Raw genomic sequence first — 19497 nt, forward strand, 5'->3', positions numbered from 1 at the left:
ACCCCAACTCCCCAAGGAGCGCGGCGAACCGCGCAGCCCCCCGTACAGCAGGCGCCACCCCGGCCAGGGGGAACGCACCCCTACCAACCCACCCGCCTGCATGATCGTGACGTACCGCCGGAGTTCCTAGCGTGGTGGTCGCACCGCAACGACGGCCGGACCCGGACGCGAGGAGCCCGTGACCCATGAAGACCCGACTCACCTCCCGAGCGGTGGCCACCACCCTGGCGACCACCCTGGCCGGCATCGGCCTCACCCTGCCCGCCGCGGGCGCGACCGGCGCCACCGCCACCCCCGCGCACAGCGCCTCGCACAGCAGGACACTGCAGGCCGGCGTGGACGCGGTCATGAGGACCGGCACCGTGGGGGTCGTGGCGCGGACGACGGACCCGCGAGGCTCCCGCTACGCCACCGGCGGCGTCGCCGACAAGGCGACGCGAGCGCCCGTACGCCCCGGCGACAAGTTCCGCATCGCCAGCTCCAGCAAGACCTTCGTCGCCACGGTGATCCTGCAACTCGTCGGCGAGGGACGCCTGTCGCTCGACGACACCGTGGAGCACTGGCTGCCCGGAGTCGTCTCCGGCCACGGCAACGACGGCGGCGCGATCACCGTACGGCAGCTGCTCCAGCACACCAGCGGACTGTTCGACTACACGGCGGACTTCCCCCTGTTCGCCAGTACGGCCGGCTACCAGGCCGACCGGTACACCACCTGGACCCCGGAACACCTGGTCGCCGTCGCGATGCGGCACGCCCCGGGATTCGCCCCGGGCGAGGGGTGGAGCTACTCCAACACCAACTACATCCTGGCCGGAATGATCATCGAGAGGGCCACCGGGCACACCTGGAACGAGGAGGTCGCCCGGCGTCTCATCCGCCCGCTGGGCCTGCGCGACACCTCCGCCCCGACCACCGCGTCCCGCATCACCGGCCGCCATCTGCACGGCTACTCCAGCTTCAAGGAGGCGGGACCGGCGATCGACATCACCGAACTCAACGCCTCCGCGGGCGGCGCGGCGGGTGCCATGGTCAGTACGACGGCCGACCTGACCCGCTTCTACCAGGCGCTCCTCGGCGGCAGGCTGCTGCGCCCGGCGGAACTGGCGGCGATGAAGTCGACCGTACCGGCCCCGGAGCTGGAACCCGGCTGGCCCGGCGTGCGCTACGGCCTCGGACTGATGAGCGTCCCGCTGTCCTGCGGCGGCGTCTACTGGAGCCACGGGGGCAACCTCCCCGGCTACACCACCCGCAACGGCATCAGCGGCGACGGCCGCCGTACCGTCGTCCTGAACTCGACCGGTGACGGGTCGTCCGACTCCGCCACCCAGGAATCCCAGAACACCCTGATCGACGACCAACTCTGCGCGTGACCAGGTGCGGCTGCGCCGCGGAGGGACCGCTCAGCCCTGTGCGAGCGACTCCCGCGCGGCGGCCCGCAGCGCGTGGATCTCGTCCCGGGCGCCGCGTCGCGCGGGCGCGCCCCGGCCCGCGGCCCCCGCCGTGTGCTCGGCCTTGCGCAGCCGCGCGGCCGTGGAGGGGAACCTGACGATCTCCACGGTGACGGCCCACGTGTCGAGAAGCTGGATGATCGGCCCGAGACTGCCGGTGCGGGCGGCGGCCCCGATCGCCCCGTCGGTGTCCCGTTCCAGTTCGGCGAGCCGGTGCGGGGCAACCCGGATGACGGCCGCGCGAAGGGCGCCGGGGGTCCGTGCCGGCCGGGGAACGAGCGGTCTGCCGGGCTCGGTGGGCTGCGCTGTCATCGTGATCCGCACAGTACGGCGTACGGGCGGCCACCGCGAGGGGCTGGACCCGCCCGGCGGCGAATTCCGGCCGGGACGGCGCGCCCCGGACCCGACGACGGGCCGAGCACCCGTTCGGGGCCCGGCCCGGTCGGGGCGGTGAGGTGTCAGGACGCCGTGCCGTCCGGCGAGTTCACGGCAGCCGGGTGGTGCGAAGTGGCCACCGGCGCCGCGCCGTTGGGCGCGGGCGCCGGCATGGAGTTGTCTGCCGCCGCCGGGCTCGCGAGCGCGGCGGCGGCACCGAGTATCAGGGTGAGCGTCGTGAGGAACTTCTGCGTACGGGTCATACCGAACTCCTGGGTGAAGGGATGAGGCCGGCCGTCCGAAGGCGCCGTCCCTCTACTGGTGCTACGTCCTGCCGGGCCGAAACGGCGCACGTCGCCGATCGGCCGGATCGCGCCAGGACAGACTTCGGCCGCGGTGGCTCCCCCTCCGCGCCACCGCGGCCGATCCCCGTCGGGAGAAAAGTCTTTACTTGCCGCCGTCGAGGTCCAGCGCGGGCGGCGAAGGCATGCCGTTGTCCAGCGTCCGGATGTCGGTCTGGGGCGGCGTCGGCATCCCGTTGTCCAGCGGAGAGACGACCGGGTCCTCGGCAGGCGGGGTGGGCATCCCGTTGTCGAGCGGAGTGGCCACCACCGGGTCCTTGGCGGGAGGAGTCGGCATCCCGTTGTCCTGCGTGGTCGCGGTGGGGTTCGTGTCCTTCGTCTGGTCGCTCATGGCGTGTGTCCTCCGTTGTGTTGACGAGTGAGGAACGCCCGTCCAGAGACTCCCCCGAGGGCCGCTGGACGGGCGTTCGGAGCCGCACACTAGCCGTTGGGCTCCTGGTCAGACCGTCTGCCCCCCGACGCGACGGTGTGACAGGTATGAGAGTGCCGCGCGGAGATAAACGAATGCTGAACGTCCGCAACGGCCCGGTCCCGGGCCCCCTTCTCAGGCCGCCGTGGCGGGCGTGAGCAGGACCCTGACCTCCTCGGCCTGTGCGGAGCCGCCGTTCTGCTCCAAGAGGTTGACGGCCTCGTGCCAGCACGCCCGGGCCCGGTCCAGCTGCCCGAGCATGGTGAGCGCCCGGCCGAGCAGCGTCAGCACGGTGCCCTGCATCCGGTCGCCGCCGATGCAGCCGAGCGCCAGTGCCTGCTCGGCGTGCTGCGCGGCCTGTGCGGGCCGGCGGGCCGCAAGATGCACCTCGGCCATCCGGAAGTTGGTGGTGCCTTCCCAGAGCCGCTGGCGGTGGCCGGCGAAGACGGACAGGGCGTCGGAGAACTGGCTGAGGGCCTCGGCGTGCCGGCCGGCCCGGGTCAGCGCGATGCCCAGCGTGAAGTGGCCGTTGGCCAGTCGCAGGGTCTTGCCGATCTCCAGGTAGGTCGCCAGGGCGCGCTGCGCGATCTCCACGGCCTTGTCGGTGTTGCCCATGCCGAGGTGGGCGCGTGAGAGGTTGCAGAGGCTGAGCGCTTCGAGGGGCCGGTTGCCGATCGCGGCGTACCCCTCTATGGCATGTTCGAAGTGCGTCTTGCCGCTCGCGAACTGCTCCTGGTGGAGGAAGGTGAGCCCACGGTCGTTGGCCGCCCAGCTCATGGCCATGGCGTCCTGCGCGGCGGCGGCGCGGTCCATGGAGAGCTGCGCCTGCTCGGCGGCCTGCTGGATCCGGCCGGAGACCAGCAGCGGGTGGGTGAGCGTGGTCCGTGCTCTGCCCTCCGCGTGCGCGTCCCCGGCGGCCAGGGTGGCGTCGCACATCGCCCTGGCCGTGGTCTCGTACTGGTGGGAGTTGGCGCCCGACTCCGCGAGGTCCCGGGCGGCCCACAGCAGATCCACCGCGCGCCGCAGCAGCTCCGTGCCCGCCGACTGCCGTACGCACGCCAGCAGGGGCGCGGCCTCCGTGTAGAGCCAGTCGAGCGCGGCGCTGCCTCCGGAGAAGGTCAGCCCCGGGTACCGCGTCGTCTCCAGGTGGTCCACGAGGCGGTCGCCGGGGCGCTCGATGGCGTAGACGCCCGCGGCCGTGGCGAGGTAGAAGTCGAGCAGGCGCGACATCGCGGCGGCCCGTTCGCCGGGCGGGTGTTCGTCGCGTTCGGCGCACGCACGCGCGTAGAGCCGGACGAGGTCGTGGTAGCGGTAGCGGCCGGGCGCGGCCGATTCCAGCAGCGAGGTGTCGACGAGGGATTCGAGGAGTTCCTCGGTGTCGTCGAGGGGCAGGTCGAGGACCGCGGCGGCGGCGGCCAGGGACATGTCGGGGCCGTCCGCGAGGCCCAGCAGCCGGAAGGCGCGGGCCTGGGCCGCCTCCAGCTGTCCGTAGCCCAGCTCGAAGGTGGCCTTCACGGCCAGGTCGCCGGCCTGCAGCTCGTCCAGGCGCCGCCGCTCGTCCGCGAGCTTCGCCGCGAGGACCGAGACGGTCCAGGTGCGCCGGGCGGCCAGCCGGGAGGCGGCGATCCGGATCGCGAGGGGCAGGAAGCCGCAGGCGGCCACCACGTCCAGCGCGGACTGCCGCTCCGACTCCACCCGCTCGGTGCCGACGATCTTCGTGAAGAGCTGGAGGGCCTCCTCCGGTGACATCACGTCCAGGTCGACCAGGTGCGCGCCGGCCAGGTCGACCATCCGTGCCCGCGAGGTCACCAGCGCGGCGCACCCCTCGGTGCCGGGCAGCAGGGGCCGGACCTGGGCCGCGTCCCGGGCGTTGTCCAGCAGCACGAGCACCCGGCGGCCGTCCAGCACCGAGCGGTACAGCGCCGCCCGTTCCTCCAGGGTGTCCGGAATGGCCGAGTCCGGGGTGCCCAGCGCGCGCAGGAAGGCGCCCAGGACGGCCTCGGGCGCCGCGGCCCGCGCGCCCGCGCCCTGCAGGTCGATGTACAGCTGTCCGTCCGGGAAGGCGCCTCGCGCCTGGTGGGCGACGTGGACGGCGAGCGTGGTCTTGCCCACGCCGCCGATGCCGGCCAGCGCGGAGACGGCCATCACGCGGCCCTCGGCGCTGGCGAGGACCTCGCACAGCTCGGAGACGAACGACATGCGGCCGGTGAAGTCCGGGACGGTGGCGGGTAGTTGTGCCGGACGCACCGGGGTGGCCGCGGTCTCCGGGGCCAGCGGCGCCGAGGGTTCGGCGAGGCCCGGGTCGGCCTGGAGGATGCGCTGCTGGAGTTCCTGGAGTTCCGCGCCCGGGTCCACGCCCAGCTCGTCGGCGAGCAGCCGCCGGGTGTCGGCGTACGCGGCCAGCGCTTCGGCCTGCCGGCCCGAGCGGTACAGCGCCAGCATCAGCAGCGCGCGCAGCCGCTCCCGCAGGGGGTGCGCCGCGGTGAGCGCGGTCAGTTCGGAGACCGCCTCGGCGTGGCAGCCCTGTTCGAGGTCCATGTCCAGGCGGGACTCGGTGAGCTGGAGCTTCCACTCCTGCAGCCGGGTGCGCTGGGTCTCCGCGTACGGGCCCGGGACGCTCGCCAGCACCTCCCCGTCCCACAGGCTGAGCGTCTTGTTCAGCAGGGCGCGCGCATGGCGAAGGTCGCCCCCGCTCTTCGCCTTCTCCGCGTCGGCCACCAGTTCCTGGGCCAGCGCGAGGTCGAGGGTGGCGCCGCTTCCGGAGGCGTCGCCGCCGGAGGCGTCGGCGAGCCGGATCGCGTAACCGCCGGACTCACTGACCAGGACGCCCGGGGAGAGGGTCTTGCGCAGCCGCGAGGCGTACGTACGGACGGCGGCCAGGGCCTGGGACGGCGGGTCGTCGCCCCACAGGGCGTCGATCAGCTCGCCGGACGTCGCCGTGCGGCCCTCGCGGAGCAGCAGGGCGGCCAGCAGGGCGCGTTGCTGAGGGGACCCCATGGGCAGCGCCTGTGCCCCCCGCCAGGCGCGCACCGGTCCGAGCACACTGAAGCGCAGGGCCACCGATTCCTCGGGAACCCACTGCTCCGGTACTCGCGGTACACCGTCCATCGCTGTCCCCCTGCCGAACCGTCATGACAACCAGGCCAGTTTGCCTTGTTCATGGCGGATGCGTCAGCCGTGGGAGACACCGATCACAGGCCGCCATGCCAGATTCACGCAAGCCCACACAGGGCCCACACCCCCTCCCCGCAACCACGCGGTGCCGTACCCGCATTCCGGAGATCGGCCACCAGTAGCTGACGGGCCGTCAGATCGGCGCTACCGTACAACGCATGGAGACCTTCCCGAAGATCATCTCGGTGGACGACCACACGGTGGAGCCCCCCAACGTCTGGCGGGACCGGCTCCCGTCGAAGTACCGGGACACCGGGCCGCGCGTCGTACGCGCCCCGCTGAAGGAAATGACCTTCCTGGGCGGGAAGTTCGCTCCCGTCATGGGCAGCCCCGGCGACGACGGGCCGATCGGCGACTGGTGGGTCTACGAGGACCTGCACCGCCCGCTCACCCGTCTCGACACGGCCGTCGGCTACGACAGGGACGAGATCAAGCTGGAGATCATCACGTACGAGCAGATGCGGCCCGGCTCGTACGACGTCCCGCGGCGCCTGGCCGACATGGACGTCAACCACGTGCAGTCCGCGCTCTGCTTCCCGACCTTCCCCCGTTTCTGCGGCCAGACGTTCACCGAGGCCGCGGACCGCGAGCTGGGGCTGCTCTCGGTGCGGGCCTACAACGACTGGATGGTCGAGGAGTGGTGCGGGCCCGAGGCGCGGGGGCGGCTGATACCGCTCACGCTCATCCCTCTGTGGGACCCGGAGCTCGCCGCGCGGGAGGTGCGGCGCAACGCCTCCAGGGGTGTGCGGGCCGTCGCCTTCTCCGAGATACCACCGCACCTCGGACTGCCCTCCGTTCATACGGACGCATGGGATCCGTTCCTCGCCGCCTGCGACGAGACCGGCACGGTCATCGCGATGCACATCGGGTCCAGCAGCCGGATGCCCTCCACCTCGGCGGACGCGCCGCCGGCCGTCGGTTCGACGATCACCTTCGCCAACTGCTGCTTCTCGATGGTCGACTGGCTGATGAGCGGCAAGTTCGAGCGCTTCCCGAATCTGAGGGTGATGTACGCGGAGGGCCAGATCGGCTGGATCCCCTACATCCTGGAACGCGCGGACGTCGTCTGGGAGGAGAACCGCGCCTGGGGCGGCGTCGCGGACAAGGTCCACCGCCCGCCCTCCGAACTCTTCACCGAGCACGTGTACGGCTGCTTCTTCGACGACGCCTTCGGCCTGAAGAACCTGGACGCGATCGGCGTCGGCAACGTCCTCTACGAGACCGACTACCCCCACTCCGACTCCACGTGGCCGGAGTCGCGCCAGGTCGGCGAGGCCCAGATGGGCCACCTGGACGCTGACGTCGTCGACCGGATCGTCCGCCGCAACGCGATCGACCTGCTGGGCCTCACGGCGGACGGGCTGTGGGCCGGGCCGGGCGGTGCCCGTTGAGCGCGCCCCCCGGCGCCGCGTCCCTCACCTACGGGATGCAGCTCCCGGTCCAGTCGCAGAGCACCCTCTACGCCGAGGCGTGGGAGGCGGACGCGGGCCCGGCCGATCTGGTGGAGATCGCCCGGGTCGCCGACACCTCCGGCTTCGCCTACCTCGCGAGCTGCGACCACGTCGCCATCCCCCGCCGCCTGGCCGCCGCGATGAGCACGATCTGGTACGACCCCGTCGCCACCCTCTCCTTCCTGGCGGGCGTCACCGAACGCGTACGGCTGCTCAGCCACGTCGCCGTCGTCGGACTCCGCCACCCCCTCGCCACCGCCAAGCAGTACGCGACCCTCGACCACCTCAGCGGCGGACGCCTGATCCTCGGGGTCGGCGCCGGACACGTACAGGAGGAGTTCGAGGCGCTGGGCGCGGACTTCGAGCGGCGCGGCGCGGTGCTGGACGAGTCCATCGACGCGCTCCGGGCCGCGCTGGGCCCCGAGGAGTTCCCCTCCCACCACGGGAAGCTGTACGACTTCGAGGGGCTCGGCCAGCGCCCCCGGCCCGCACAGGAACGGGTGCCCGTGTGGATCGGCGGTTCCTCACCCGCCGCCGTCCGGCGGGCCGCGGTCAAGGGCGACGGGTGGCTGCCGCAGGGGGACCCGCGGGAGCGGCTGCCCGAGCAGATCGCCCGGCTCGGGCGCCTGCGGGAGGAGGCGGGGGTGCCCCGCCCGTTCACCGTCGGCGCCATCACCGAACCGCTCTACGTCGGACACCCCTCGTGGGCCGTGGGCCGCCGCACGGTCTCCGGCCCGGCCGAGGAGATCGCCGAGTCGCTGCGCGCGTACGCGGCGATGGGCGTGCACCAGATCCAGGTGCGGTTCCGGTCCCGGAGCCGGGCCGAACTGACCGACCAGATGGCGGCGTTCGGGTCGGGGGTCGCTCCGCTGCTCGGGTAGCGGACGCCTCCGTGTACGCGACCGCGGGTGCGGGTCCGTCGTGACCCGCCACGCCACGGGTCGGAGCCGCAGATGTCACAGCCCCGCGCCCCGACCGTGGGCGCCCATCGGCCAGGGAGTGTTCATGGGCAAGTTGGACGGACGTGTCGTCGTCGTCACCGGGGCGGCTCGGGGGCAGGGGGAGCAGGAGGCTCGGCTCTTCGTCGAGGAGGGTGCCTCGGTCCTCGTCGCCGACGTGCTCGACGAGCAGGGCCGGACCCTGGCCAAGGAGCTGGGGGCCCGCGCCCGGTACGTACACCTGGACGTGGGACGGGAGGACGACTGGGCGGCGGCGGTGGAGGTGGCGAAGGAGGCGTACGGGAAGGTCGACGGGCTCGTCAACAACGCCGGCATCCTGCGCTTCAACGCCCTCGTCGACACCCCCCTCGACGAGTTCATGCGGATCGTGCGGGTCAACCAGGTCGGCGTCTTCCTCGGTATCAAGGCGCTCGCCCCCGAGATCGAGGCGGCCGGCGGCGGGACCGTCGTCAACACCGCCTCGTACACCGGTCTCACCGGCATGGCGTACGTCGGCGCGTACGCCGCGAGCAAGCACGCCATCGTCGGCCTCACCCGTGTCGCCGCGCTGGAGCTGGCGGCGAAGGGGATCCGCGTCAACGCCGTCTGTCCCGGCGCGATCGACACCGCCATGAGCAACCCCGCCCTGCTCGCCCCGGCGACCACGGAGGCCGAGGCCGGAGGAGAGGCAGAAGCAGGGGCAGGGGCAGGGGCTGACGCGGAGGCGGCCTCGGCGGCCGTCGCCAGGTTCTACCGCAAGCTCGTCCCGATGGGCCGCATCGGCCGGGCCGAGGAGGTCGCCCGCCTCGCCCTCTTCCTGTCCTGCGACGACTCCTCCTACATCACCGGCCAGCCCTTCGTGATCGACGGGGGATGGCTGGCGGGAGTGCGCGCGATGTGACGGGCCATCAGCTATTGACGCCTCACGGGCTCGGTGCCACAGTCGGCGGCAGGTCAATCTGACGATGCGTCAGGTTCGGCGTTCGCCGGACGGACGACGGACACAGGGGACGGTGAACCTCCTTGGAATTCGGGCTCTTTGTACAGGGATACGTGGGCAAGCGGGCCGAGACCGATCCGCTCGCGGAGCACAAGGCGCTGATGGAGGAGACCGAGTACGTCATCCAGGCGGACGCGTCCGGCTTCAAGTACGCCTGGGCGTCCGAGCACCACTTCCTGGAGGAGTACTCGCACCTGTCCGCCAACGACGTCTACCTCGGCTATCTGGCGCACGCCACCGAGCGCATCCATCTGGGATCGGGCATCTTCAACCCGCTCGCCCAGGTCAACCACCCGGTCAAGGTCGCCGAGAAGGTCGCCATGCTCGACCATCTCACCGAGGGCCGCTTCGAGTTCGGCAGCGGACGCGGGGCCGGCTCGCACGAGATACTCGGCTTCCTCCCCGGCATCACCGACATGAACTACACCAAGGAGATCTGGGAAGAGACCATCGCCGAGTTCCCCAAGATGTGGCTCCAGGACGAGTACGTCGGCTTCCAGGGCAAGCACTGGCAGCTCCCGCCGCGCAAGATCCTGCCGAAGCCGTACGGGAAGTCGCACCCCGCCATGTGGTACGCCGCCGGGTCGCCGCCCTCGTACGCCATGGCCGCCCGCAAAGGGCTCGGGGTGCTCGGCTTCAGCGTGCAGAAGGTCTCCGACATGGAGTGGGTCCTGGACCAGTACAAGACGGCCGTCGTCGACGCCGAGCCGGTCGGCGACTTCGTCAACGACAACGTGATGGTGACGACGACGGCGGTCTGCGCGCCCACGCACGACGAGGCGGTACGGGTCGCCGTGAGCGGCGGGCTGCACTATCTGCCCTCGCTCGTCTTCCGCTACCACGACACGTTCCCGCGGCCCGAGGGCTTCCCCGTCTGGCCGGAGACGCTGCCGGAGTACAACGAGGAGTTCATCGAGCTGCTCATCGCGGAGGAGCTGCTGATCTGCGGGGATCCGGACGAGGTCCTGACGCAGTGCAAGCGGTGGGAGCAGGCCGGGGCCGATCAGTTGTCGTTCGGGCTGCCCGTCGGGGTGCCCAGGGAGGAGACGCTGCAGACGATCAGGCTGATCGGGGAGCACGTCATTCCGAAGATAGACACGGATCCCGTGCATCGGACCACGCGGTTCCGCGGGGCGGTCTGAGGGGCGTCGGCGGGTGCGGCGGCGTGGCCCGGCCGCGCCCCGCGGCGGAGCCGCATAGCGACACGGCCCCGCGCCCCTTGGCGGGTGTGCCTGCCGCAAGCCAGAAGGTGACAGGGAGGGAAGGGGTTGTCGTGCTTGACCATCTCATCAAAGGTGTGACCGTCGTCGATGGGTCGGGCGGGGACTCCTTCGTCGCCGATGTCGGGATACGGGACGGGCGGATCGCCGTCGTCGGGGCGGTCACCGAGGAGGCCCGCACGTCCGAGGACGCCGCCGGGCTCGTCCTCGCCCCCGGATTCGTCGACCCCCACACGCACTACGACGCGCAGCTCTTCTGGGACCCGTACGCGACGCCTTCGCTCAACCACGGCGTGACGACCGTCGCGGGCGGCAACTGCGGTTTCACGCTCGCCCCCCTGAACCCCGCGCGGCCCGAGGACGCCGACTACACGCGGCGGATGATGTCCAAGGTCGAGGGCATGTCGCTGGTCGCCCTGGAGGAGGGCGCGCCCTGGAGCTGGCACTCCTTCGGGGAGTACCTCGACGCCCTGGAGGGCCGGATCGCGGTCAACGCGGGCTTCATGGTGGGGCATTGCGCGCTGCGGCGGTACGTGATGGGTCCGGACGCGGTGGGCGGGCAGCCCACGCAGGAGCAGCTGGCGGAGATGGTCGCGCTCCTCGACGAGGCGATGGAGGCCGGGGCCTGGGGGCTGTCCACCACCCAGTCGTCGACGCACTCCGACGGCGACGGCAGGCCCGTCGCCTCCCGGCACGCCGGACCCGCCGAACTCCTCGCCCTGTCCCGGGCGGTGGGCGAGCGCGAGGGCACCCAGATCGAGGCGATCGTGGCGGGCTGCCTCGACCAGTTCAGCGACGACGAGATCGACCTGTTCGTGGAGATGAGCGCGGCGGCCGGCCGGCCCCTGAACTGGAACGTCCTGACGATCGACGCGGCCGTGCCCGAGCGCGTCCCGCGGCAGCTGGCGGCGAGCGAGCGGGCCCGTAAGGCCGGCGGGCGGATCGTGGCGCTCACGATGCCGATCCTCACGCCGATGAACATGTCGCTGGGCACCTTCTGCGCCCTCAACCTCATCCCCGGCTGGGGTGAGATCCTGGGCCTCCCGGTGCCCGAGCGGATAGAGAAACTGCGGGACCCGGATGTCCGCGCCGGGATGCTGCGGCGGGCCGAATCCAAGGAGGCGGGCGTCTTCCGGCGCCTCGCGGACTTCGGCCGGTACGTCATCGGGGACACCTACAGCGCGCAGAACGAGGGCCTCACCGGCCGCGTCGTACGGGACATCGCGGCCGAGCGGGGCCAGGAACCCTTCGAGTGCATCGTCGAGATCTGCGCCAATGACGTGATGCGTACGGTGCTGTGGCCCATGCCGACCGACAACGACCCCGGCTCGTGGACCCTGCGCCAGGAGACGTGGCGGCACGAGGACGTGCTGCTCGGCGGCTCGGACGCGGGCGCCCATCTGGACCGGATGTGCGGGGCGCCGTACACGACCCGGTTCCTGGGGGATTGCCTGCGGGGCCGCAAACTCGTCACGCTGGAGCAGGCGGTGAAGATGCTCACGGACGATCCGGCACAGCTCTTCGGGCTCCGTGGGCGCGGACGGATCGCGGAGGGTTTCCATGCGGACCTCGTGCTCTTCGACCCGGAACGGATCGACGCCGGCAAGGCCACCCTGGTGCACGACCTGCCGGGAGACAGCCCGCGCCTCGACTCCAAGGCGATCGGCATCACGGCCGTGTGGGTCAACGGCGTCGAGTCGATACGCGACGACGTGGTGACCGGGGCCGTACCGGGCAAGGTGCTCAGGTCGGGCCGCGACACGCGCACGGTGAGCACCAAGTGACGGGCACGCCGGTCTCCGCTGTGCGGGGGCTGTTCATCGGCGGCTCGTGGGTGGAGCCGGACGGCGGCCACTACGAGGTGATCGACCCGGCGACCGAGGAGGTCGTCGGGCTGGCGCCGGAGGCCTCGCGGGATCAGGTGCACGCGGCGGCAGGCGCGGCCCGCGAGGCCTTCCGGACGTGGTCGCGTACGACACCTGAGGAACGGGCGGCGATCCTGCACCGGGCGGCCGGGGAGATCCGGCGCAACCTTCTCCCGTACGCGGAACTGGCGCAGGCGGAGACGGGCGCCACGACCGGGACCGCGCGCGGGATGCAGGTGGGGGTGGGCGCGGCCCGTTTCCAGCGGTACGCGCGCGTGGAGCCCGTCGAGGTGCCGCTGCCCCCGCAGATCAACGAGGCGGGCCCGTTCGGCGGGGCCGCGGTGCTCGGCGCGCTCGCCGTACGCCGTCCGGTGGGCGTGGTCACCTGCATCACCTCGTACAACAACCCCTGGGCGAACCCGGCGGGCAAGATCGCCCCGGCGCTCGCGATGGGCAACACGGTCCTCGTGAAGCCCGCCCCGCAGGACCCGCTCTCCGTCTACCGGATGGCCGAGGCGCTGGAGGCGGCGGGCGTACCGCCGGGGGTCGTGAACGTCGTCTCCGGCTCGCGCGCGGAGGCGGGGGAGGCGGCCGTCGACTCGGACGACGTCGACATGGTGAGCTTCACCGGTTCGACGGCGGTCGGCCGGCGGATCGCCGAGGTGTGCGGACGCGGGATGAAACGGCAGCTGATGGAGCTGGGCGGGAAGGGCGCGGCGATCGTCTTCGAGGACGCGGACCTGGAGTCGGCGGTGCGGGGCATCGGAACGACGTTCTCGTTCTACAGCGGCCAGATCTGCACGGCCCCGACGCGGGTGCTGGCACAGCGCCCGATCTACGACCGCCTGGTGTCCCAACTGGCCGCCTACGCGAGCCGTCTGCCGGTGGGCGACCCCCGAGCCCCGTCCACGGTCGTCGGCCCGTTGATCTCTGCCGCCCACCGGGACCGGGTCGAGTCGTACGTCGAACTGGGCCGCAAGGAGGGCGCGCGGGTGGTCACGGGCGGCGAACGCCCGCCGCTCGACCGGGGCTTCTACGTGGCCCCCACCCTGATGGCGGACTGCACGGCCGACATGCGGGTGGTCCGCGAGGAGATCTTCGGCCCGGTGGTCGTGGTCGTCCCCTTCGACGACGAGGAGGAGGCCGTCGCGCTCGCCGACGACAGCGACTACGGCCTGATCGACTACGTCTGGTCCGGCGACGTGTCCCGAGCCTTCCGCGTGGCGGCCCGCCTCCGCGCCGGCGGGGTCGGCGTCAACACGGTGGGCCGCAACATGGAGGCCCCGTTCGGCGGCTTCAAACAGAGCGGAGTGGGCCGGGACGTCGGCTCGTACGCCCTGCACGCGTACGCGGAACTCCAGTCACTGGTGTGGCCGGGCTGACGGCGCCCCCTCGCTTCCGCACCGCCGGGCACGGATGCGCTCACGGACGAGGGCCTGCGCCCCGGGTCACAGGTCGAAGACAGCGCGGAGGCCGATCTCGACGGCTTCCATGACGCGTTCGTCCACCGGCCCCAGATCTTCGGTGAACCGGGACACGGACAGCGTGCGGAACTCGCCCAGCACGATCGTGCCCGACGAGGGTGCGCCGACCGGAATGTCGACGAGCGTCGCCTCACGAACCTGCTGCGGGTAGATCAGCACGCAGGTCGCGGTCTTGTTCTGAGCGTTGAGGGCGTCGGACGAGATCACCAGGACATGGGCGGGGCCGCCGGCAAAGGACAGCTGGTAGACGTTCCCTCGGTTCACCGGCCCGCCACCCGCGCCCAGCGCTCAAGGGTGGCGTCCTCGCTCTCGGCGGGCTCCGCCACGGTGGTCACTATCCCCGCCTCGGACCGTACCCGCGCGGATTTTTCCAGCTCTTCGGCCAGCATCTGTCGGCGCAGTATCCGGGCGGTGTAAGCGGAGGCGTTCCCTTTGGCCTTCACATAGGCGGCTACGTCATCGGGCAGGCTCATCGTCATGTTCACCGTCATGCCACCATCATACGCAGTGTGTGGCCCGTCTCATGCGAACGATCGTGCAGGGCGACGCCGGGCCGATGAGCCGCCGCTCAGCGGCGGCGTCGCAGGGCCGGGCCCAGCAGGGACGGCGGGGTGTCGTTCTTCTCGTCGGGGGCCAGGTCCGTGCCCGGGGCCACGATCGTGTCGATGGCGTCCAGTACGTCGGCCGGGAGGACCGTGTCCGCGGCGGCCAGTTGCGAGTGCAGATGGTCCAGGGTGCGGGGGCCGATGAGCGCGCTGGTCACGGCGGGGTGCGCGGTCACGAAGCCGAGGGCGAGCTGGATCATGGTCAGCCCGGCCTCGTCGGCGACCTCGGCCAGCCGCTCGACCGCGTCGAGCTTGGCCCGGTTGGACGGCACGGCGGTGTCGAAGCGCTGCGGCATGAACGCCGACCGGCTCGTGGTGACCTCCCGGCCCTCCCGGATCGCCCCCGACAGCCAGCCCGACGCGAGCGGGCTCCACGCCAGCACTCCGAGCCCGTACTCCTCGGTCACCGGCAGGACGTGCGTCTCGATGCCGCGCTGCAGGATCGAATAGGCCGGCTGCTCGGTCACGTAGCGGCCCAGGCGGTGCTCACGGGCGGCCCACTGCGCCTGCACGATCCGGTACGCCGGGAAGGTGGACGAGCCGAAGTAGCGGATCTTGCCCGCGCGTTGCAGGTCGGTCAGGGCCGACAGGGTCTCCTCGTCGCTGGTGGCCGGGCCCCACCGGTGGACCTGGTAGAGGTCGACGTGGTCGACACCCAGGCGCCGCAGGCTGTCCTCCAGCGCGGTGATCAGCCAGCGGCGCGAACCGCCCCGGCGGTTGCGCTCCTCGCCCATCGGCAGATACGCCTTCGTGGCCAGCACGAGATCGTCCCGGCGGCCCGCGACGGCCTTGCCGACCATCTCCTCGGACTCCCCGGCGCTGTACGCGTCGGCGGTGTCGATGACGTTGACCCCGCCCTCGAGCGCGGCGTCGACGATCGCGGTGGCCTCCTCCTGGGTGGTGCGCCCGATCCTGCCGAAGTTCATCGCGCCGAGTGCGAGGGAGCTGACCTGCACACCGGTGCGGCCCAAAGTGCGGTACTGCATGGCTGTTCCTCCGGATGTCGGGGTGCTCCGCCACCTTCGCGGATAAGCGGAGCGTTGTTCCGGTAAATATACGGAACGCTGTTCCGCTTCGCAAGCCGCCTCGTTGCGGTGCCCTGAACGAGGTCGCGGCACTCTTCGACGCCGCCGAGTCGACGTACGGCGGGATCGACGTCGTCGTGCACGCGGCCGGCGTCATGACCCTGGCCCCGCTCGTCGACACCGACCTCGACGCCCTGGACCGCATGCACCGCAGCAACATCCGCGGCACCTTCGTCGTCGACCAGCAGGCCGCGCGTCGGCTGCGCGGGGGCGGCGCGATCCTCAACTCCTCCACCAGCGTGCTGGGGCTCGCCCGCCATGCGTACGCCCCCGGCGGCGGCGCTGGAGGCCCACCGCATCCTCACCTCGGACCTGCAACGGGCCGCCGCGCAGGGCAAGGTGACGATCGCGCCCTGAGCTGGCGGCCCAGATGATCATGTCCGCGAACGTCGGCGTGGCCCTGATGCTGGTCTCGCGCCCGGCGACGTTCACGGACGAGTCGGTGTCGCGCCGGGTGCGGGACGCGGTCCACGCGACGGTGTTCACGCCGGACGTGACGGCGGCGACAGCGCGCGAGGGAGGGGGGGCTGCCGAACCGGCCTAGCCCCACGTCCCCTCCACGGCCGCCCACCTGAACGCACTCCTCCAGCAGTCCCCGCCCCCGGCCCTCACCCGGGCCGAGGGCGCGCTGCTCACGGAGTGGCTGGACCGCCTGTCGAACGGGCCGGCCTGAGGCGGCGGTTCAGTCGGCCAGATCGACCCGCACGGTCAGCAGGTTCGTCCCGACGAGGCGGACGGCCGTGCTGTTCACGCGCGGCAGGGAGGCGAGCCTGGCGCGCGGGTCGTCCTCCGGCATCAGGTGGGCAGTGCCGTGGTGCCAGCGCCCGCCGACCCGGACGCGTACGCGCGGGTCGGCCTGGATGTTCCGCACGTACTGCGACTTCTCGCCGTACTCGGACACGAACCAGAACGCCCGCCCGACCCGCCGCCCCCCGACCGGCGTCCGCCGGGGCAGCCCGGAGGTACGCCCGGTGGTCTCCACGAGGGTGTGGAACGGCAGCCGCCGGCTCACGGGGTTCGCCAGATACCGCTGAACCCGGGTGACAACCCGAAACCGCAGATCCCGCTCACGCCCCATGCCGCCCCCGCCCCTTCACCACACTGAGCAGCGCCGAGAAGGCCCCGGGGGAGGCCCCGAGTATCGCTCCGCGGGGATCACCGCTCTCGGTGAGGCGAATCGTTTTCGCGGCAACCCCCACGTGTAGACAGGCTTCGCCTTCCTGGCAGAGGGAGGACTTCTGCCACGTTTCGGCCACGTGGAGGCACGAGTCGCCTTGTCCGCAGTGGGACGACTTCTGCCTAGCGCTGGCGGTCATCGCGGGTCCCTTCACAGGTGTCGGGTGATGCCGTGGATGAAGTCCCGTGACTTCTCCGGCGGCAGAGCCATCGTCTCCACGACGTCAAGCAGGCGCCTGTACTTGTCCAGATGGGCTTCGGCGTCGAGGAGTACGGGCCCGTGGAACTGGTCCAGTTGCAGGGTGTCGAGGCGCGGCACCGGCCCATAGGCGTAGTTGATGGACTGGCCGGAGCCGGGAAAGGCGCCCACGTCGTACGGGAGTACCCGGATCGTCACGTGCTCGCGCTCGCTCATGTCGAGCAGATGCTCCAGCTGCGCACGGGCCACTTCGGGTCCGCCGACCTTCATGCGCAGGGCCGCCTCGTGGATCACCGTCCGGTACGGGACCGGGTCCGCGCGGTACAGGACGTCCTGGCGCTTGATCCGGTACGAGATACGGTGCTCGACCTCGGGCGGTGTGGGCGCGGGGATCACATGACGGAAGATCTCGCGGGCGTGCTCATTGGTCTGCAGCAGGCCCGGCACGTGCGCGGTGAACGCGGTGCGAAGGCCCGTCGCATGATGTTCCAGCTCGGCCAGGTCGAGCAGCCCGGCGGAGAGGACGCCGCGGTACTGCTCCCACCACCCGCGTGTGCGGTCGCCCGCCAGGGTCACCAGGGCTTCGACGAACTCCTGGTCCGAGCAGTCGTACGTGCAGGCCATGGCCCGGATCCGGTCGGCGCTCACGCCGAAGCGGGCCGACTCCACGTTGCTCAGCTGCCCCGTGCTTGTGCCCAGCTGGCGCGCGGCCTCGGTGGTGGTCATCCCCGCGCGTTCACGGAGCTTGCGCAGCTCGACGGCAACGCGACTGCGGCGGGCCGTGGGTGCTGGCCTGTCCGCCATGCAACTCCTCCTGTGGCAACTCATGTTGGCGTCTTCACCCACACGAGCGATTCTGTATGGATTCTCTTGGAATCACGCAAAGCGACTTTGGTGGGCCCCTATTCTGTGTCTCAGGCGCCATCACCCAGAAGCACCCCGCTCGACGGAGCGACACGGTCACTGGGGCCCGTACTCAACCCCCACGCGTGATCGGAGACTCCCATGGCCACCGTATCGCCGCCCTGGGCGTACACCCTCCAACTCCCGCACGATCCACGCGCACCGGGTATCGCCCGCGCAACTCTTCGAACCGTCCTCGCCGCGCACGACCTCGCTGGTCTCACCCCCACCGCGGAACTGCTCGCCTCCGAACTGCTCACCAACGCCCACCTGCACACGCGGGGCCCGTACGCCCTCCGCGTCCGCTCGGCGGAGCCGGACCGGCTCGCGCAACACCGCACACCGCCGAGAACGGCCGCGGCCTCCACCTCGTACAGGCGTGCGCGGACAACTGGGGCGCACCCGTCCTGGGATCCGCCCGAGGCGGCAAACTCCTGTGGGCGGAGTGCGGCCACGAAACGACGGACCGGTGAGCGTGCCGGCGCGGGCTCGCGCGCACAGCGCGAGCTGTCCGCCTCGCGAAGGCGGCACCATACTGGGAGGTGGAGCCACGCCTGTCCGTCAGGAGCAGATCATGAGCGCACAGCCTGAGTACGGCTGGGGAACGATGCCCAAGCCCGAGATCCGGACCGTGGACGACCTGCGCAGCGCGCTCAGCCGTTACGGGTTTCCCGGTGATCGGGAGCGGTTCGAAGAGGAGCTGGCAGCCGCCATAGGAGCTTCGCCGACCGACGACTTCGCGGGCGCCGCAGCCGTGGTGCGGGCCTACCGTCACCGCGTACGGATCAGGAACTCGCCGGAGATCATGGCGGCCCTCGAAGACGCGCGTCCCGGGGACGGCGGCCCATGAGCGAAGTCCCGCTGGAGGAGGCGGAGCCCGCCAGGAAGGCGTTCGTCGATCTCACGGAGGGCGAGCAGGAAGTGGCCCTGGACGCGCTCGCGCTCATCGGGCGCGATCCGACGGTCGGTCGGGAGATCCCCGGTTGGCGGCCTCCGTCCGTGGAGTACACCTATACGACTCCCCTCGCCCGGGACTCCGCCGAGGCGGTCACCGTCGTGTACACGCACACACCCGGCCTCGGAGTGACCGTCGTGTACTACTTCCGCGATCCACAGGTGGTGGACTGAGCGGCGCGGTCCGACGGACGTCGCATACCGGCGACCCGGCTCATCCGGAGGGGAACGTAATCCGTTCACTCGGACGGGTGAGGTCGGGTTTGCCAAAAGCGCGGGGACTTTACAGCATTCGCCCGCACAGTGGCGGGTCGTGCGGAAAGTCGTCTGCCCCTGCGAAGGCCGCCCTAGCGTTTCGGGTAAGCGCGACTACACGGAAGCTGAGGGCCATGGCCGAGTACTTCACTGTCAAGATCCGTCGGATGGGTGTGAGCCTGGGGACGGTCAACGCGTCGGGTGCCATCGCCCTGATCGCGGCGGGGGTCGTCCATGACGGATCGAGCATCGCCGGGGTGGTCGTCGTCTCGGTGGCGGCGCTCGGGCGTGACGCGGTGATCGCGTGGGCTCCCCGCCTCCGCGACTCGGGCAACGGGACGCCGCCAGGCATTCCCGGCATGCCCGTGCTCTAGCCGGATCGACCCGCAGCGCCGACGCCGCACCGGTCCGGGAAGCCGCCCGCCTCCGCGACGGCACCCGACCGCACCGCCCGCGAAGACCGGCCCGGCACAGGGGACTTGGGCGGCGCCGCACCTGTCCGCCCGGCACAAGTGCCCCCGACAGACCCAGGGTTCGGGCGCGCCACTGCCGTCGTATCTCCTATCCTCGCTGCGAAGGCGTCGGCGGGGACTC

Annotated in this window: 20 protein-coding genes and 2 pseudogenes; 12 read left to right on the forward strand and 10 right to left on the reverse strand. The window is 71.6% G+C overall.

Translation table 11 applies throughout. The features are described from left to right. Nucleotides 1-185 precede the first annotated feature (185 nt). Nucleotides 186-1370 (forward strand): serine hydrolase domain-containing protein, encoded by a 1185-nt coding sequence (locus tag K3769_RS13105; protein WP_267026613.1) that lies wholly within the window; start codon nucleotides 186-188, stop codon nucleotides 1368-1370. A gap of 30 nt (nucleotides 1371-1400) precedes the next feature. Here the strand turns inward: K3769_RS13105 and K3769_RS13110 are convergent, their stop codons facing one another. The 4 genes from K3769_RS13110 to afsR all read right to left on the reverse strand — a co-directional run bounded on the left by K3769_RS13110 (nucleotide 1401) and on the right by afsR (nucleotide 5702). Continuing rightward, on the reverse strand, nucleotides 1401-1760 hold the full coding sequence (locus K3769_RS13110; RefSeq protein ID WP_267026614.1) for a DUF6247 family protein: 360 nt from the start codon (nucleotides 1758-1760) through the stop codon (nucleotides 1401-1403). A gap of 146 nt (nucleotides 1761-1906) precedes the next feature. Beyond that, entirely contained in the window at nucleotides 1907-2086 is a 180-nt protein-coding gene (locus tag K3769_RS13115) for a hypothetical protein (protein WP_267026615.1), read from the reverse strand. 184 nt (nucleotides 2087-2270) lie between these two features. Beyond that, nucleotides 2271-2516 (reverse strand): sigma-like protein, encoded by a 246-nt coding sequence (locus K3769_RS13120; protein WP_267026616.1) that lies wholly within the window; start codon nucleotides 2514-2516, stop codon nucleotides 2271-2273. Nucleotides 2517-2729: 213 nt separating this feature from the next. Then, complete coding sequence (gene afsR, locus K3769_RS13125) at nucleotides 2730-5702, reverse strand: SARP-family global regulator AfsR (protein WP_267026617.1); 2973 nt, start codon at nucleotides 5700-5702, stop codon at nucleotides 2730-2732. Between the two features lie 224 nt (nucleotides 5703-5926). On the opposite strand from afsR, the gene K3769_RS13130 reads away from it, so the two are divergent. From K3769_RS13130 to K3769_RS13155, 6 genes are all read left to right on the forward strand, one after another. Next, complete coding sequence (locus tag K3769_RS13130) at nucleotides 5927-7159, forward strand: amidohydrolase family protein (RefSeq protein ID WP_267026618.1); 1233 nt, start codon at nucleotides 5927-5929, stop codon at nucleotides 7157-7159. A gap of 35 nt (nucleotides 7160-7194) precedes the next feature. After that, entirely contained in the window at nucleotides 7195-8100 is a 906-nt protein-coding gene (locus tag K3769_RS13135; RefSeq protein WP_267031353.1) for an LLM class F420-dependent oxidoreductase, read from the forward strand. Nucleotides 8101-8224: 124 nt separating this feature from the next. After that, nucleotides 8225-9058 (forward strand): SDR family NAD(P)-dependent oxidoreductase, encoded by an 834-nt coding sequence (locus K3769_RS13140; RefSeq protein WP_267026619.1) that lies wholly within the window; start codon nucleotides 8225-8227, stop codon nucleotides 9056-9058. Nucleotides 9059-9180: 122 nt separating this feature from the next. Further along, nucleotides 9181-10299, forward strand: coding sequence for an LLM class flavin-dependent oxidoreductase (locus K3769_RS13145; protein WP_282566168.1), 1119 nt, complete (start codon nucleotides 9181-9183; stop codon nucleotides 10297-10299). A gap of 131 nt (nucleotides 10300-10430) precedes the next feature. Next, nucleotides 10431-12161 (forward strand): N-acyl-D-amino-acid deacylase family protein, encoded by a 1731-nt coding sequence (locus K3769_RS13150; protein ID WP_267026620.1) that lies wholly within the window; start codon nucleotides 10431-10433, stop codon nucleotides 12159-12161. Then, the gene (locus tag K3769_RS13155; RefSeq protein ID WP_267026621.1) at nucleotides 12158-13624 is read left to right on the forward strand and encodes an aldehyde dehydrogenase family protein; all 1467 of its coding nucleotides are present in this window, start codon (nucleotides 12158-12160) and stop codon (nucleotides 13622-13624) included. Before K3769_RS13150 ends, K3769_RS13155 begins: the two co-directional genes overlap by 4 nt. Nucleotides 13625-13690: 66 nt before the next feature. Here the strand turns inward: K3769_RS13155 and K3769_RS13160 are convergent, their stop codons facing one another. The 3 genes from K3769_RS13160 to K3769_RS13170 all read right to left on the reverse strand — a co-directional run bounded on the left by K3769_RS13160 (nucleotide 13691) and on the right by K3769_RS13170 (nucleotide 15317). Next, entirely contained in the window at nucleotides 13691-13990 is a 300-nt protein-coding gene (locus K3769_RS13160) for a type II toxin-antitoxin system PemK/MazF family toxin (RefSeq protein WP_267026622.1), read from the reverse strand. Beyond that, on the reverse strand, nucleotides 13987-14217 hold the full coding sequence (locus K3769_RS13165; RefSeq protein ID WP_267026623.1) for a Clp protease/crotonase-like domain-containing protein: 231 nt from the start codon (nucleotides 14215-14217) through the stop codon (nucleotides 13987-13989). Before K3769_RS13165 ends, K3769_RS13160 begins: the two co-directional genes overlap by 4 nt. 77 nt (nucleotides 14218-14294) lie before the next feature. After that, nucleotides 14295-15317, reverse strand: a complete 1023-nt coding sequence (locus K3769_RS13170) for an aldo/keto reductase (protein WP_267026624.1) — start codon at nucleotides 15315-15317, stop codon at nucleotides 14295-14297. A 122-nt stretch (nucleotides 15318-15439) separates the two neighbouring features. On the opposite strand from K3769_RS13170, the pseudogene K3769_RS13175 reads away from it, so the two are divergent. Together K3769_RS13175 and K3769_RS13180 are read left to right on the forward strand one after the other, a co-directional pair. Further along, nucleotides 15440-15682: pseudogene (locus K3769_RS13175) on the forward strand (SDR family oxidoreductase); the annotation flags it as partial. After that, nucleotides 15666-16089: pseudogene (locus K3769_RS13180) on the forward strand (TetR/AcrR family transcriptional regulator); the annotation flags it as partial. The pseudogenes K3769_RS13175 and K3769_RS13180, both read left to right, overlap by 17 nt. Before the next feature lie 9 nt (nucleotides 16090-16098). Here the strand turns inward: K3769_RS13180 and K3769_RS13185 are convergent. The 3 genes from K3769_RS13185 to K3769_RS13195 are packed head-to-tail and all read right to left on the reverse strand — an operon-like array spanning nucleotide 16099 to nucleotide 17595. After that, entirely contained in the window at nucleotides 16099-16494 is a 396-nt protein-coding gene (locus K3769_RS13185) for a nitroreductase/quinone reductase family protein (protein WP_267026625.1), read from the reverse strand. Next, the gene (locus K3769_RS13190) at nucleotides 16484-16732 is read right to left on the reverse strand and encodes a DUF397 domain-containing protein (protein ID WP_267026626.1); all 249 of its coding nucleotides are present in this window, start codon (nucleotides 16730-16732) and stop codon (nucleotides 16484-16486) included. Before K3769_RS13190 ends, K3769_RS13185 begins: the two co-directional genes overlap by 11 nt. A gap of 11 nt (nucleotides 16733-16743) precedes the next feature. After that, complete coding sequence (locus K3769_RS13195; protein ID WP_267026627.1) at nucleotides 16744-17595, reverse strand: helix-turn-helix domain-containing protein; 852 nt, start codon at nucleotides 17593-17595, stop codon at nucleotides 16744-16746. A gap of 673 nt (nucleotides 17596-18268) precedes the next feature. On the opposite strand from K3769_RS13195, the gene K3769_RS13200 reads away from it, so the two are divergent. The 3 genes from K3769_RS13200 to K3769_RS13210 all read left to right on the forward strand — a co-directional run bounded on the left by K3769_RS13200 (nucleotide 18269) and on the right by K3769_RS13210 (nucleotide 19277). Continuing rightward, nucleotides 18269-18544 carry a hypothetical protein gene (locus K3769_RS13200; RefSeq protein WP_267026628.1) on the forward strand — a complete coding sequence of 92 codons (276 nt, stop codon included), beginning with the start codon at nucleotides 18269-18271 and terminating at the stop codon, nucleotides 18542-18544. Next, nucleotides 18541-18822, forward strand: a complete 282-nt coding sequence (locus tag K3769_RS13205) for a hypothetical protein (protein ID WP_267026629.1) — start codon at nucleotides 18541-18543, stop codon at nucleotides 18820-18822. Before K3769_RS13200 ends, K3769_RS13205 begins: the two co-directional genes overlap by 4 nt. Before the next feature lie 215 nt (nucleotides 18823-19037). After that, entirely contained in the window at nucleotides 19038-19277 is a 240-nt protein-coding gene (locus tag K3769_RS13210; protein WP_267026630.1) for a hypothetical protein, read from the forward strand. Nucleotides 19278-19497: the final 220 nt, after the last annotated feature.

The organism is Streptomyces ortus (assembly GCF_026341275.1).
Lineage (GTDB): Bacteria > Actinomycetota > Actinomycetes > Streptomycetales > Streptomycetaceae > Streptomyces > Streptomyces ortus.